The following is a 14645-nucleotide window of genomic DNA, read 5'->3' on the forward strand; positions in this document are numbered from 1 at the left end:
AGATGAGGACGAGGACAAGAACAAGAGGGACGAGAGTGATCAGGGTAGAAAAGGACCGGCCCAGTCCGCGAACCGCTTCCCCAACTCCTCCTGCGCCACGGCGAGGACGGCGTCGGGATCCGTGGCCACCGCCAGCCCGAAGTGCTCGTCCAGCCAGGCCACGTACTCGTCGCGGCCGTCGGTGTGCGGCTCGTCCTCGTCGCGGTAGAAGTAGGCGCTGTCCCAGTCGACGCTGATCTCCGTGTCGAAGCCGAGCAGCTGGAACAGCTCCCGCAGATCGCGGGCGACGACGTGCTGCCCGCCCTCGTCCCCGAAGACGACCACGGGCAGGGTAGCCAGGTCGGCCCGGTCGTCGATCTTCCAGAGCGCGTAGAACGAGCCGCCGCCGGTGGCCTGCGCGAAGGGAATCAGCCGACCGGTGAATTCCGGGTCGTCCGACCAGCCGGCCACCAGCCCGGAGAGGTCACCGTATTCCGTAAGACCGAATCCCTCGGCGAAATTCTCGTAACCGATCCGGTCCTGCAGATCCTTCAAGAGGTTGAGTTCCGTGACGGGCGAGTACGTGATATCCATTGCGTCTCCGAGTGGGGAAGAGAAGAAATCGAAGGATGGGGAGGAAGTCATGTCGGACAGCTTTATGGTGGCCGCCCGCATACCGATGTCACGGGAGGGGTTCGAGGCGTGGCTCGGCACCCCGGTGCCCGGCCTGGGAAGGATAGCGAACCCGGCCGACATGTTCGACGGCTGGCTCTGGAACGGCCGTCGGGCGGACACGGAATGGAATTCCGTCGACGCGGAAACGACGCCCAGAGAATACTTCGCCGAGCGGGTCGACGATGCCTGTTCCGCCAAATCTTCGGACGGTGTTCTGCTGTACCGGGACGGAGCCCTGGAGGCGTATCTGTTCCACCTCGGATATGACGAGTGGAGCGTCCACACCGCCCTGCTCGTGTTCGCCGCGGCGGGCGAATTCAAGTCCGAGCCGGGCGACGACACCGTGCTGTTCTGGGCCGAGACCGGAGCCAACCTCTGGCCCGCCGATGCCGACGGATGGCTGGCGGTGCTGTCGGTCGGCAGGAGCGAGGCACGGTTCGTCGACGCCCGGGACCTGACCGACGTGGTGGCGGGCCTGCGCCCGGTCGAGAGCCGGTTCTTCGAGATGGTCGAGCGGCTGGCCGAGGAGGAGGAGTCCTGGGACTGGGACTCCGGCGAGAAGTTCCGCACGGACACACCCCGCGACCCGGCCTTCACGGACCCCTCGGTACTGGAGCGGCGCGCCGATTGACGGATGTGCGGGGCCTGGATGTGTGGGGCCTGGATGTGTGGGGCGCCGTCGAGGCTGTCGCCGAGGGTCGGACGACGGCGATGACCCCCGAAGGCGGCCGACCCCGCCCCCGGATCCGGACATGGGGGCGGGGTCGGCGTGATGGTCTCTAGCGGCGCGCTCCGCGACGGTCCGCGAGCCGGTGGACCGCCGCGACCAGCGTGTCCACCTCCTCGTGCGTGTTGTAGAAGGCGAACGAGGGCCGGACGGTCGCCTCCAGCCCGTACCGCCGCAGGATCGGCTGCGCGCAGTGGTGACCGGAACGCACCGCGATCCCCACCTCGTTGAGCGCGGTGCCCACTTCGCTCGGCTCATAGCCGTCCAGCACGAACGACACGATGCTGGCCTTGTGCGGAGCCGTACCGACCAGCCGAAGCCCGGGCACCCCCCGCAGCCCCTCGGTGGCGTGCTCGACGAGCGTGTGTTCGTAGGCCCCGATGTTCGGCAGGCCGATGCGCTCGACATAGTCGATGGCCGCTGCCAGCCCCACCGCGTCGGCGATGTTGCCGGTACCGGCCTCGAAACGACCGGGCGGCGGCTGATAGCTGGACTTCTCGAAGGTGACGTCGGTGATCATGTTGCCGCCGCCCTCCCACGGAGGCATGTCCTCCAGCACCTCCCGCTTGCCGTAGAGCACCCCGATCCCGGTCGGCCCGAACAGCTTGTGCCCGGAGAAGACAAGGAAGTCCGCGTCCAGCGCCCTGACATCGATGGGCAGATGCGGAACCGACTGCGCCGCGTCGACGAGCACACGTGCCCCGACCCGATGCCCCAACTCGATGACCTTCTCAACCGGTACGACGGTGCCGAGCGCGTTGGACATCTGGGTGACCGCGACCAGCCTGGTCCGGTCGGACAGCAGCCCGGCGTACGCGTCGAGCAGCAACTGCCCGTCGTCGTCGACCGGGATCACCTTGATCACGGCACCGGTCTGCTCCGCCAGCATCTGCCACGGCACGATGTTGGCGTGGTGCTCCAGATGGGAGAGGACGATCTCGTCACCCGCGCGGATGTTCCGGGGCCCCCACGCCTTGGCCACCAGGTTGATCGCCTCGGTGGTACCCCGTACGAACACGATCTCCTCGGCGGAGCCCGCCCCGACGAACCGGGCGACGGTCTTCCTGGCACCCTCGTAGGCGTCCGTCGCCCGGGCGGCCAACTCGTGCGCCGCGCGGTGGATGTTGGAGTTCTCCCGCGAGTAGAACTCGACCAGCCGGTCGATCACCGCCTGCGGCTTCTGCGTGGTCGCCGCGTTGTCCAGCCAGATCAGCGGACGCCCGTTGACCAGCTCGGACAGGATCGGGAAGTCCCGCCGGACGGCCCGTACGTCGAACCCCGGACGCGGGTCGAGCGGCAGTCCGGCGAGGGCAGCGGGTACGTCCGGTACGCCGGGTACGCCGGGTTCCTCGACGAAGTAGTACGGCGAGGCCGTGGCCGTCGGCGCCGCCGGGTCGGGAAGCGGCGGCAGCCCCAGATGCCCGAAGCCGGGAAGCGCCGGCGCCCGCGCGGGGAATCCGGGTGCCTCGTCGAGGAAGTAGTACGGCCCGGGAGTTGAAAGCTGGGCCGGAGCGGGCACGGGTGCGGAAACTGGCGCGGACACCGGCTCGGGCGCGGACACGGGCGCGGGTGCGGACACCGGCGCGGACACGGACACGGGTGCGGCCATCGGTACGGCCGACGACGCGGCGGACGGCGGCCCGGGCGCCACCGGCAGGGCTACCGCCGGCTCCGGAACGCTTCCGGCAACGCCGGGCGCACCGGCCGCGTAGGTGGCCGGGCCGCTGGTCGGCGGCGGCCCAGCGGGCGGGCTCGTCCCGGCGGTCGGCATCGAGGGACGGGGGCCGGCCGACGGACCGGTCCCGACAGTCGGCACCGAGGGACGAGGGACGGCCGACGGACCGGTCCCGGCAGTCGGCACCGACAGACTCGTACCGGTCGCCGGCCCCGAAGAGGGCAGGTCCGCCTGCGGGATCGTCCCGGCCGCAGTCGCCGCCGAAGGCGGGTCCATGGCCGGCAGCCCGACCGGCGCCGGCCACTCCACCGGCCCGTCGGAGACCGGGGCGGGGACCGCGGCCGGAGCCGCTTGCGCCACCGAAGCCGATGGCTCCGTACCCACCGCCTCCTGCCCGGGGAGTGCCCGGAAGAACTCCCCGGCCAGCCGGTTCAGCGTCTCCTCGTCCGGCAGCCACGCCGGCACGGCTCCGTTGCTACCGGTAGCTGGGGGCGTAGTCATGGAACTTGTCCACCTCGACGTCGTCGAGCACGGCGAGCGCGTCCTCGGTGAGCACCGCGAGCGAGCAGTACAGGGAGACCAGATAGGAGGCGATGGCGCTGCGGTCGATCTGCATGAAGCGGACCGACAGCCCCATCCCCTGCTCCCCCGAGAGCCCGGGCTGGAACAGTCCGACCACACCCTGGCGGGACTCGCCGGTGCGCATGAGCAGGAACTTGGTCTTGCCGTTCTCCATCGGAACCTTGTCCGACGGGATGATCGGCAGCCCGCGCCAGGTGATGAACTGCGAGCCGAACATGCTCACCGTGGCCGGCGGCACACCGCGCCGGGTGCACTCCCTGCCGAACGCGGCGATCCCTTCCGGGTGGGTGAGGAAGAAGGCCGGCTGCTTCCACACCTTCGTGATGAGGGCGTCCAGGTCGTCGGGCGTGGGCGGCCCCGCCAGCGTGGAGATCCGCTGCGTGTCCGCGACGCTGGCCAGCATCCCGTACTCCGGGCTGTTGATCAGCTCGCCCTCCTGGTGCTCCTTCACCGCCTCGATGGTCAGCCGCAGTTGCTGTGCGGTCTGGTCGTGCGGGCTGGAGTACAGGTCGGCGATCCGGGTGTGCAGGTCCAGGACCGTCTGGACGGCCTTGAGCCGGTACTCCCGGGGCTCCTGCGAGTAGTCGACGAAGGTGTCGGGCAGCGGCGACTCGTCGTAGTTGTCGCACTCGATGCGTACCGACTCGGGGTGAACGACCTTGTTCACCCGGTAGATACCGGCCTCGACCGGCACCCAGGACATCAGGTGCACCAGCCAGCGAGGCGTGATGGAGACCATCTGCGGGACGGTCTTGGTGGCGTTCGCCAGGGTCCGCGCCGCGCGGTCGCTCACCGACATGGATCGCGACGGTGGATTCACAGCCGTGGTCATGCGACGTCTCCTTTCCGCGCCCGGGAGCGGGCACGTGCAAGTCGAAATATCTCGATCGAAATGTCTCGTATGTCTCGCACGAACTTTCCCACTTACCCTCGCAGTGGCCGTGGAAGCGGTCCAATGCGTGTTTTCGAGGCTGTCATCGAAGCTGGCTATGATTCCCAAATGATCGACTTGAGTCGGTTGCGCGTATTGGTCGCCGTCGCCCGCGAGGGTTCGATCACGGCAGCCGCCGAGGCGCTGCACTACGCCCAGCCGACGGTGAGCCATCAGCTCGCCAAGCTGGAGGCCGAGGTCGGCGTACCGCTGTTGCAGCGGATGGGACGCGGCATCCGGCTCACCGAGGCCGGCCGGCTTCTGGTGGACCGCGCCGAGTCGATCCTCGCCCAGGTCGAATCGGTCCACGCCGAACTGGACGAGTTGGCCGGCCTGCGCACCGGCCGGATCCGCCTGGCCGCCTTCCCCTCGGCACTGGCCACCCTCGTCCCGCTGGCAGCGGCCCGGGTGTTGTCCGAACACCCCGGCGTCGAACTGACCCTCGTAGAGGCCGAACCCCCGGACGCCCTCGACGCCCTGCGCAACAACGAGGTGGACGTGGCGCTGATCTTCGAACACGGAGACCCGCCCCAGCGCGACCGCCGCGACACGACCATGACCCCGCTCCTGGACGAACCGCTGTACGTGGTGACACCGGCGGACCGCTCCTGGGACGGCCCCCGCGCGGAACTGGCCACCTACGCCGAAACCCGCTGGATAGCCGGCTGCGAACGCTGCCGCGAACACCTGGTCGCGGCCTGCGGCCAGGCCGGCTTCTCCCCGATCGTCGAATTCGAGACCGACGACTACGTAGCCGTACAGGCCCTGGTGGCGGCCGGCCTGGGCGTAAGCCTGCTACCCGGCCTGACCCTCCTGGCCAACAGACACCCCGGCGTCAGACTCGACAGAATCCCCGGCATGCGCAGACAGGTGGTAGCCGCGGTACACGGCAAACCCCCCGCATCCCAACCGGCCCAGGTACTCCTGAACGCCCTGAAGGCAACCTTGTCGGAACCGGAGTGGCCGTCCTGACGCGGCGGATACCGGCCGGAGCAGGAGGCCGCCGACGATCCACGGAACGCCGAGTTCCCTGATGCCGCATCCGGCCGACGCCCGGATCACGGTCACACGATACGACTGACGAGCCTTCGATTGGAGACCACCATTGAGACCCTGAACAGCGGGCTGGCTCGCGCCCGACGCCACCGGGAGGGCACACCAAAAGCAAAAGCCCCAGGTCACGGCGAGTGAGTCCTAGGGCTTCCACAGAGCCGCCTTCGGGATTCGAACCCGAGACCTACGCATTACGAGGGCGCGAGTGATCATGTTGCCTCGTGATAGCTCGTGCCACGAAATGACATCGTGCCTGATCAGACCACACGCACGGTACTGGACGACGGTATCTCGTACCGCACAGTCCGAAGGCGTCCGGCCACCGACTGGCCACCGAGACAGGTACCGCAGGTAGCACGGAAGCGGATCGTCCGAGTTGTCGGCCTCCCACAGACCCTCCCGTCGGCGTCGCCGAGACAGCATCGTCGTCGGGCGAGGGTACCGAGCGTCGCAAGGAAAACATCACGCTTCAAACGGGTCGCCGGTGTCATCCTGTGCTGGTGGACGCAACCCTTCCCGACCAACTGGGCACAGTTGAACGAGAATCCTGCACGGCTGCGCGAGCAGTCATCCGAAAACTGAATCTCTCCGCGCCGCGTGAGCCGAGCACGGGACAGCAGGAAGTCGCCTTTGCACCGGTGACCCGCGCGCAATGGAAAACAGTGCTGAAGGAAGCCAACCTGTCCGGGCTTCAGCGGGAGACAGACGAGAAGGTTACGGAGATCCTGCGCCTGCGGACCGCTTCTGGCCGAACCGTCGGGAAGCAGCTTCCGGAGTTGTTGCGGAGTCTCCACGCCTCGGTTGTTGCCTTGGGTGCTGTCGCAGAAGAGGTGTCCCGGTTCAGTCCGTCCCGTACCAGCGCGGCAGAGCGACGGTTGGCGACTGACCTGGCGCGAGCGAATCGGAGCGAGGCTCAAGCGCTGTTCGCCTGCCTGGAACAGGGATGGGCGGAGTCCGCTTGGTCTGCAGTACGGAGGTATGCTCTCGCGGCCCAGGCGGCCGGGCGAACTCTGGAAGCTGCCGCCAGAACTGATCACGCCAGCCTTCCTTACGAGGACGTCTACCAGCGAACGCTCGGGGTATCGGCCGAGCAACTGGGTCCCGGGGCGGGTGTGGCGTCGCGGGCCCGCCTCCTGGCCGCTTGGGCGGAAGCCCCGCAGATGCTCGATCATCGGCTGCGCCGGAGCATGAGACATCTGATCGATGACTCGCTGCCACTAACGGTGATACTTCTCCATCACCTTGCCGTCCTAGCGATCTCCGATCGCCCCTTGGTAACGCACCGCGCTGCCCTCCTGGGACGTGACCTGGTGACGTCCCCTCTGAAGTCCGATGCGGAACTGGCATGTTCAGTGATGGCACGGCATGTCGCTCGAGAACCGGAGATGGTGTCCGCCCATCGGGGACAGATCGCCTACCTCGACGCTTACCGCGAGGAGGAATACCAGGAAGAAAAGGCGCGGGCGGTCATGGACCTGTACCGGGCCGTGCTGGAAGCAGACGTCAGGCGCACGGCTGTCGTGGTACTGGAACTGCTGGGAAGGACAGTTCCGCAGGGGGCCCCACTCGCCACCGTCCGGGATCTGCTGGCAGCTCAAGACGGTCAGCCGCTGTGCGAGTTGCTTGCCTCCACGATCCGCTCCGAGTGGCGCAACGCGAACGCCCACGAGGACTTCCGCTGGGACCCCGTTAACAGCACACTCCTCTTGGGCGGACGGCCGGCCGATCTTGACGAGGTACTGGACGCAGCGCTCAGCGCTCGCGCCATTTGCCGCGGGTTCGAACACGGGGTCGCCGTGGCCTACGCACAGAACGCATCGCTGGTCATCCGGGACGCGGAGAACTCGAACTACGTCGGCCGTGACCTCTCCATCCTCCAGGCAGCCGGAGAAGCCAGATTCCCAGTTCTGGACATCCGGCGCCATGGGAGTCTCGTGCGACTGGACGTGCCCGACGTCTCCGTTGAGAGCCTGAGAGAGGCGTTTCGTGCGATCCTCAAGGCCGCCATCGCGGACCCCAGCGTCGAGCGCTGGGAACTACGTCAGGCCTCTCCTGACCGGCCTCTGCTGCACGTGGACCGTACGGGAACACATGCCGGGCTCCAGATCGCGGAGTCCCTCTGGGACATTGCCGACCCCCTGCCTTTCGCCGCTCTCCCCCTGCTGGCAAACGCCATGACCAATGCGGGAGAACCCGCCGAGACAGCAGCGTCATCGGTTCTCTACTTGGCAGCTGCCCATGTGCTCGGAGAACGAGACCGCTTGTCGCCTGCCCTTGCACACGGGGATCCAGCCGCCAAGGACGAGTTGATCAGCACCACGAAGCTGATCAGCGACGGCGCCAAGGCGGCAGCGCACCTGTTGGAGGGAGCAGCCCACCGAAAGTTGCTGGCCTTCGCTGAAGTTCTTGCCGGAGAGTGCCACCGGTTGAAGAGCGCTCCCCCCTTCGCACTTGTTCACGAGTTCGTGCCGGCGTATCGGGCTCTGCGGAGGCATGGGCCAGCCCATCTCCCATGGACCACAGGGCTCCACGACTCTGCCGTCTGAGATTCCCGACACCGTCAAGGTCAGATCACGCTTCAGGATCCAGCGCCTGGGCTAGAGCCGACAGGCTGATCATCCGGGCCGAGAATCAGGACTTCTTGGCGTCCTTCGTCGTGGTACGAGGGTTCGGAACCGAGTTCTGGTCCGCGGCCTTCCCCTTTCCGTCCAGCCCGAGGGACTGCTTGATGTTCTCGAAGTCGACGACGGGGGTGCCGATCCTGGCAATGGTGTGCCCATGCGAGGTCAGCATGGCCTCGGCGAACGGGCTGTCCAGCGTGGCAACTCGGGTCCACGAACGGACATCTTCCAACGGAACGGACTGCACGATCTCGAAGTCGACCAATAGGTCTGGGATGTCGAGGTACTTGGGCAGAATCCGGTAACGAGCATGGTTGTCGCGGAACATGTCCAAAGCAGCGTTCCGCTCCCGGCTCCCCTTGCCGGGGGACCCCGCCTCGACCCAGCGAGCGATCAAGGGTGCTTCGCTCAGCGGAACCGCCTTGGCAAGACGCACATACTCGGCCTTGGCCACGCGGTTGCCGGCGCCGGGCGCGTCCTCGTAGAGGTCGCACGCAGGCGTAAGAACAACCCACCAGCCGTCTTGGGGGTCCCGTAGAAGGTCTGCCGCGGTCACGTGCTTCGTGACCGGCGGCATCAAGTACATCCGGGCGGTCGACGCATGTCCCATCACACGGTCCTCGGAGGAACCGAGCGCGGCTCCGAGGGCCTCGACCGCGTTTTCCTTCAACCAGGCTGCGAGGCGGTGTACGAGGGCAGGGGCGATCTGACTACGGTCGGCAGCCGCGAGCCGGTCCCAGTTCGGGGCGATCTCGTCCCGCAGGAATCCGCGCACGTGCTCGTCCACGAGTGCGGTGATGTGCCGGGTGAGGACCGGGACACCGGATTCAAGACCGTCCCGGATCGCGGTGACGGCGTCGTCCAGCCGGTTCTTGGGGACCACCTGGATGAGGGGTGGCTGGGCCAGGTCGCTCACCTGCTCCGCGAGGCCGGTGCAGAACACGACCGGCACCCAGCGGGTCTTGGCTATCCGGTCGTACAGTTCACGGCCCTGCAGGTTCGGGTGCGCGGGCGAACCACCCCGTGTCGCGTCCCTGACATCCAGGACGACCAGATCGAACGCCTGGGATTCCAAAAGGCGTTCAGCTTCGTCGAAATCGTTCTCGACGTGGATGTCGAGCGTTCCGAGGTCCGAGAGCTCCTCCCCGAGCATCTCGGATAGTTCCTCCGCGATGTCCACCTCGTCCTCGACAATCAAGACCCGGTACACCGCGCCCCCGTCCGTCACCCAACTCTCCTTCTCAGTCTTGCCCTGAACGTGGCTCCGGCGAGGGGCCCTGGCGTCACCAGGGACAGATCGCCGTCGTAGAAGTCCTTCACGACGCTGCCGGCGATGCTGAGGCCCAGCCCGATGCCGTCCTCCTTGTCGCTGAAGTACGTGTCGAAGATCATCTCTCGGATCTCCTCACGTACTCCGGGGCCGCTGTCGCTCACGTCGATGTCGACCTCGTCGTCGGGCGTCCGCCTCGTCTCGATGAGGATGGTGCGCTCCTTCCCCTCGGGCAGGGTGGAGAGCCAGTAGATGGAGTTCCCTACGAGGTTGTGGACCACCTGGGAGATGTCACCGGGGTCAGCCGTCACTGTCACGTCCTCGCCGCTGACGGTGACGGTGATGCCGTGCTTCTTGAGCGTGCCCTCGTGGACCGCGACGGCCTCGTCGATCGCGGCTTGGAGGGACAGGGCGCGGGGGCGGCCTCGCCGCCGGCCGCTCAGCGGCTCGACGCGAGTGAAGAGCCGGTCCAAAGCCTGTTCTTGCGCCGTGAGGTCGACGTGCATCTTCGTGAGAGCGGAGGCGAGTTGTTCGTCCTCGTCGCGCTTACGGCCTGCCAGCTTGTTCAGGCGGCGGAGGACGTAGGCGATCCGCGTCAGTGCCGTTCGACCGTCGTGCAGTACGACGTCGACCAGCGCTCCGAGAGTCGCGAGGCGGGAGAACTGCGAGAGGACCTCCTGGACCTTCTCGACGCTCTCGTTGATCGTTTCCTGAGCCTCCTCCAATGCGCGGCTCAACTCGGTGTCGTCCGGGTACTTCGCGTTGACCACGTCCCGGACGGGCGAGAGGGTGAAGTTCTGGAACAGGCCGTGACGGTCGCTTCCAGCACCAGAGGGGGTGTCCGCCGTGATCGGACCCGACTCGCGTCTCTCTCTCTTCGGGTGGCGCAGCAAGTAGCGCCAGCTCTCGAGTCGGCTCACGGCCTGGGTCAGGACACCTTTCAGGTCCTCGTATTCGGGCGAGTCGATGAGTCCTTCCCGGTGCGACCGGTCCCGAAGCCCGGGGTTGCCGTCCGCCGAGATGTACACGAAACCCGCGACCTGGTTGTTGGAGAACCGCATGGTGGGGTTGTTCACGCGGCGGAGGTCGAAGCCGAGCCAGTCGAAGTCGACCTCGCCGAAGGGTTGCACCCGGAAGCCGTCCCGGTAGAGGGCGACCCCGCTGTTGTCCTTGATCAGCTTGCGGACCTCGGTGATGTTGCGGGCCCCGAGGTCGATGTTGAGCATCTCCTTGAGAGACGCCGAGTCGAGGTCCCAGGTACGGAGGTCGAGCTTGAGGGGACCGCACTTGGGTGCCTTCCCATGCGACGGGAAGAGGTACTGGTTCAGGGTCTCTGACTGCCCGGACGTCAGGTTGGTCATGGTCAGGTCGGCGAGACCGTTTTCGTCGATGGTCCCTATGAGGCGGTAGTGCGGATGCGCCAGAGCCTCGCTGGCACCGACGAAACCGGTGTGGTGGTCCAACGGCCCAGTCGGAAGGGAGAGGTAGATCGCGAACTCCGGCTGGTCGTGTACGTCCAGCTCCACGGGAGGGGGAGGGGGAAGGAGCCGGGACAGGGACCGCTTCAGGCTCTCCACCGACTCGGTCTCCCAGTCCTGCCTCAGCCCTTCGAGCCGGACGAGAGTGCCGTGGGAGCCCATCCAAGCGGCCTGGCTCTCGCTGGTGCGGAAAGCAGCTGTCACCTCGTCGAAGAGCCGTCTCGCTTCACCGTTGTCGGCGAACACCTCGGGAGCGCCCACGTTCCACTGGACCGGCACCTGGTCGAGGTAGGCGTTCTCGGCTGCGAAGTCGCTCCAGTCGAGCCGGATGTTCACCTCGGGGCCGCCGGCCCTGCGGCTCGTGATCGCGGTCACGGCGCCGAGGCGGGCAGCGGAGAAGCGCCCGATCCCCTTCGCGCCAAGCACACGCCGCCCGAACCGCTCGCTGTGCGGGGCACGGTGCCGGAACGGTGTGGCAATTTCCATCCAGGCGTCCCGGACGGTCTCGGGGGACATTCCATGCCCGTCGTCCCAGACCTCGATCGAACCGTAGCCCTCTTCCAACGGTCCGTTGAACCTGATCACAACCAGGCTGGCATCGGCGTCGTAGGCGTTCTTGACCAGCTCGGTGAGCGCCACCCGCTCGTTGCTGATCAGTTCCTCGCCGAGTGTGCTCATCAGGCGCGCACGGGGACGTAGGAACGCCTGCGTGTTCTCGGAGTCCACACTCCCCCTCTGGTCGCTTCGCGCCCGCACCCCAGCCCGAGGGGTACCAGCTGCGATCTTAACGGCGGAGAGGCCGCTGGAAGCAGCGCTCAGGAGATTTGGGCAGTACGCGTAACGGGGCGGCGGTTTGCGGCAGTTGCGGCCTCACGACGGAGACGCAGCCTTGTGATCGAACGTGCCTTCTGGTTCGGGAGGTCGTTGAGCAGGTGGCGTTCATGGACCTGGCACCTTCAGAACCGGGCGATCGCGAGGAATGACCGGGAGGTGTCCTCTAACATGGGGTGGATCAAGAGGAGAGCACTGCTTAAAGTCGCCAATGCGGCACGGTGAGTGAACAGCAGTGTTCACTGGGCAGGTCACCCGTGTGACGGTCGACGCTTTACGGCGGCGGGAACCGGCCGGGAGCCTTGCCTCCGCAGTGTCGTGCGTGATCTCCTGGAGGTCGTTCAGGTCGACAGTACGGAGGAGTGAGTCGTGGCGAAGGAGAAGGGGGCAACAAACACGTATGGCGTGCCCCTGGAGCGAAGCGACTGCCTCAAACTGGACAAGCACAGGCACCACTGTGAGCCGGATGATTTCAGGAAATGGGTTCAGTCCGGTTACGGAAAAGACAAACGCCTGGCTGTCGACCTCTTCTCGGGCGCCGGCGGGCTGAGCCTGGGCCTTCAGCGGGCCGGGTGGACCACTGCTGCGGCCGTGGACTTCGACGAGCGCGCTCGCGAGACACATGCAGCGAACTTCCCGGGAATGAGCCTTTGCGTCGACCTCGGGGACGACGACCAGCGAGGCGAATTCGTCCAGCGAATCCTTGACTCCGGCGCAGAAATCGACCTCGTGGCGGGAGGCCCCCCCTGCCAGCCGTTCAGTCGTGCCGGACGCAGCAAGATCCGGCACTTGGTCGAGTACCACAACCGTGACCCGCACGATCTCCGAAAGGAACTCTGGCGGGCCTATGTCGACGTGGTAGAGCGGCTTCTTCCACGTGCAGTCCTCATGGAGAACGTCCCCGACATGGGGCTCGGCGATGATTTCAGCGTGATCCGCATCATCGAGGCAAAGCTGGAGAGTCTCGGGTACGTGACCCAGGTACGCCTCGTCGATGCGTGGAACTACCGCGTGCCGCAGCACAGGAAGCGTCTGATCCTGCTCGCGCGGAGGGACGGTGGCGACTTCCCATGGGGTAAGCCGAAGAAACAGACCACCCTTCGGGATGCCATCGGCGACCTTCCCGCGCTCAACCCGGAGCCTCTGGAAGCGGTGGGCGCCCGAGTTGGCGACTACGACGAGCAACAGGAGCCAAAACCCTCCGTCTTCGCCAAGGAGATGCGCAAGAGGGCAGCCAAGGGTGTAATTCATGACCACATGACCCGGCGGGTTCGCAACGACGACTTCAGGATCTTCACGGTCATGGATTCCAAAACCCTCTACTCCGAGCTTGACGAGAAGCTGGAAGACGACGAGAAGGAATTCCAGAGGTACGACGCGGAGCAGTTCACCGACAAGTACAAGAAGCTGGACTGGAACGAGCTGAGCCGCACCATCACCGCGCACATCGCCAAGGACGGGTACTGGTACATCCATCCTGAAGAGTCACGTACGCTGACCGTGCGTGAAGCTGCGAGGATCCAGACCTTCCCGGACCGCTTTCGGTTCGCAGGTACGCGGAGCGACGCCTTCCGGCAGATCGGCAACGCGGTCCCCCCGCTGTTGGGCGAAGCCGCAGCACGGGTTCTTCTGCCGCAGGATGCTCCCGCGGGTGACGAGGCCACGGACAAGTGGCCGAAGGCACGTGAGGAGCTGACCCGCTGGGCCAAGGAGCAACGCGCGGGTGAGCAGTGGTACCAGTTCCCCAACGGCCGGAAGATGAAGCCGCTCGGGGCTCTCGTGATGGCGGTGCTCTCGGGAAGCAAGCTGCACCCGAAGCAACTCGCCAACGTGATGGACGATGTCGCCGGTCACAAGGAACTGACGCGGGACGTCTACCTCGCACTCGTGAACGCGGCGTCCACAGCAGCGCTCCGCAAGCGTCTGGAAGACCGACTCGGCCCGGTTGTCGACAAGCCCGAAGTCTGGGTGAACGCGGATTCGATTCTTGATCACAGCAAGGAGATGGGGCTCAAGCCGGCTGAGCTCGCGTTGTTCAGGCTGCTGGCCGGCGGCGACATCATGCTGGTCAGCCAGAGTGCGTTGCGGGTGGCTGCGAGGGTGCAGCAGAACGAGTCGCACCTGACCAACCGACTGACCGAAGGGCGGCTCAACCTCATCAAGCTTCTCGGGGCCGGCCGTGATGCACCCGTACGCATGGCCGCCATCAGGTTCATCGGCGACAACCTGTGTCGGGACAAGCAGCCCGTTTGCGGAAGCTGCCCGCTGAGCGACTACTGCCCGACCCGTCCGCAGGAGGACGAGGGAACCGAGGCCACCTTCGACGTCGCACTGACCGCAGGCTGACAGACCGCCCCCGGGAGAACAGGGACGCTGTGGTGTGCGACGTCGGCGATGCGCTGGGCTGCCCGCCCGGCGTCAGCCTTGACCTCGCACTCCCAGATGCGCACCACGGTCCATCCGGCGTCCGTTGCCGCCTGGGTGTTCCTGGCGTCTCTCTCCACATTGGCCGTGATCTTGGCTTCCCAACGCGAGGCGTTCGGCCCGCGGAAGTGCCGTGTGCCGTGGGAGGGGCAGCCGTGCCAGAAGCAGCCGTCGACGAAGACCGCGACGGAGTGCCGGGGCAGTACGAAGTCGGCCGTGCAGCGAGGAGCGACCGTACGGTGCAGTCGAAAGCGGAGCCCGAGGGCGTGGACGGCGCTCCTGAGAGTCTTTTCCGGTGCGGTGTCCCGTATGCGGCGGCCTCGGAGCTGTGCACTCCAGGGCGTGCTTACCCATCCTTCGTCTGTGCTCACGAGGCCATGCTTCCACCATGGGCGGCCA

General features: G+C 66.5%; 10 protein-coding genes. 4 read left to right on the plus strand and 6 right to left on the minus strand.

The features are described from left to right. Positions 1-39 precede the first annotated feature (39 nt). On the minus strand, positions 40-573 hold the full coding sequence (locus tag ACFYXF_RS34545) for a hypothetical protein (protein WP_389355693.1): 534 nt from the start codon (positions 571-573) through the stop codon (positions 40-42). A 49-nt stretch (positions 574-622) separates the two neighbouring features. Between ACFYXF_RS34545 and ACFYXF_RS34550 the strand changes: the two genes are divergently transcribed. Further along, positions 623-1285, plus strand: a complete 663-nt coding sequence (locus tag ACFYXF_RS34550; RefSeq protein ID WP_389355694.1) for a hypothetical protein — start codon at positions 623-625, stop codon at positions 1283-1285. Positions 1286-1433: 148 nt separating this feature from the next. On the opposite strand, the gene ACFYXF_RS34555 is transcribed toward ACFYXF_RS34550, so the two are convergent. Together ACFYXF_RS34555 and ACFYXF_RS34560 are read right to left on the minus strand one after the other, a co-directional pair. After that, complete coding sequence (locus ACFYXF_RS34555) at positions 1434-3521, minus strand: family 2A encapsulin nanocompartment cargo protein cysteine desulfurase (RefSeq protein ID WP_389355696.1); 2088 nt, start codon at positions 3519-3521, stop codon at positions 1434-1436. Between the two features lie 10 nt (positions 3522-3531). Continuing rightward, entirely contained in the window at positions 3532-4470 is a 939-nt protein-coding gene (locus tag ACFYXF_RS34560) for a family 2A encapsulin nanocompartment shell protein (protein ID WP_389355697.1), read from the minus strand. Between the two features lie 168 nt (positions 4471-4638). Here ACFYXF_RS34560 and ACFYXF_RS34565 point away from each other — a divergent pair, with 168 nt between their 5' ends. Together ACFYXF_RS34565 and ACFYXF_RS34570 are read left to right on the plus strand one after the other, a co-directional pair. Next, positions 4639-5541 (plus strand): LysR family transcriptional regulator, encoded by a 903-nt coding sequence (locus tag ACFYXF_RS34565; RefSeq protein WP_389355699.1) that lies wholly within the window; start codon positions 4639-4641, stop codon positions 5539-5541. A 581-nt stretch (positions 5542-6122) separates the two neighbouring features. After that, complete coding sequence (locus tag ACFYXF_RS34570) at positions 6123-8168, plus strand: hypothetical protein (protein WP_389355701.1); 2046 nt, start codon at positions 6123-6125, stop codon at positions 8166-8168. A gap of 85 nt (positions 8169-8253) precedes the next feature. Here the strand turns inward: ACFYXF_RS34570 and ACFYXF_RS34575 are convergent, their stop codons facing one another. Next, positions 8254-9471, minus strand: a complete 1218-nt coding sequence (locus tag ACFYXF_RS34575) for a hypothetical protein (protein ID WP_389355702.1) — start codon at positions 9469-9471, stop codon at positions 8254-8256. Beyond that, the gene (locus tag ACFYXF_RS34580; RefSeq protein ID WP_389355704.1) at positions 9468-11669 is read right to left on the minus strand and encodes an ATP-binding protein; all 2202 of its coding nucleotides are present in this window, start codon (positions 11667-11669) and stop codon (positions 9468-9470) included. The genes ACFYXF_RS34575 and ACFYXF_RS34580 overlap by 4 nt, the downstream gene beginning before the upstream one ends. Before the next feature lie 522 nt (positions 11670-12191). On the opposite strand from ACFYXF_RS34580, the gene ACFYXF_RS34585 reads away from it, so the two are divergent. Beyond that, positions 12192-14168, plus strand: coding sequence for a DNA cytosine methyltransferase (locus ACFYXF_RS34585; RefSeq protein ID WP_389355705.1), 1977 nt, complete (start codon positions 12192-12194; stop codon positions 14166-14168). On the opposite strand, the gene ACFYXF_RS34590 is transcribed toward ACFYXF_RS34585, so the two are convergent. Beyond that, positions 14096-14617, minus strand: a complete 522-nt coding sequence (locus ACFYXF_RS34590) for a very short patch repair endonuclease (protein ID WP_389355707.1) — start codon at positions 14615-14617, stop codon at positions 14096-14098. The two genes, ACFYXF_RS34585 and ACFYXF_RS34590, sit on opposite strands and share 73 nt — an antisense overlap. Between the last annotated feature and the right edge of the window lie 28 nt (positions 14618-14645).

This window comes from Streptomyces sp. NPDC002680, assembly GCF_042889145.1.
Lineage (GTDB): Bacteria > Actinomycetota > Actinomycetes > Streptomycetales > Streptomycetaceae > Streptomyces > Streptomyces adonidis.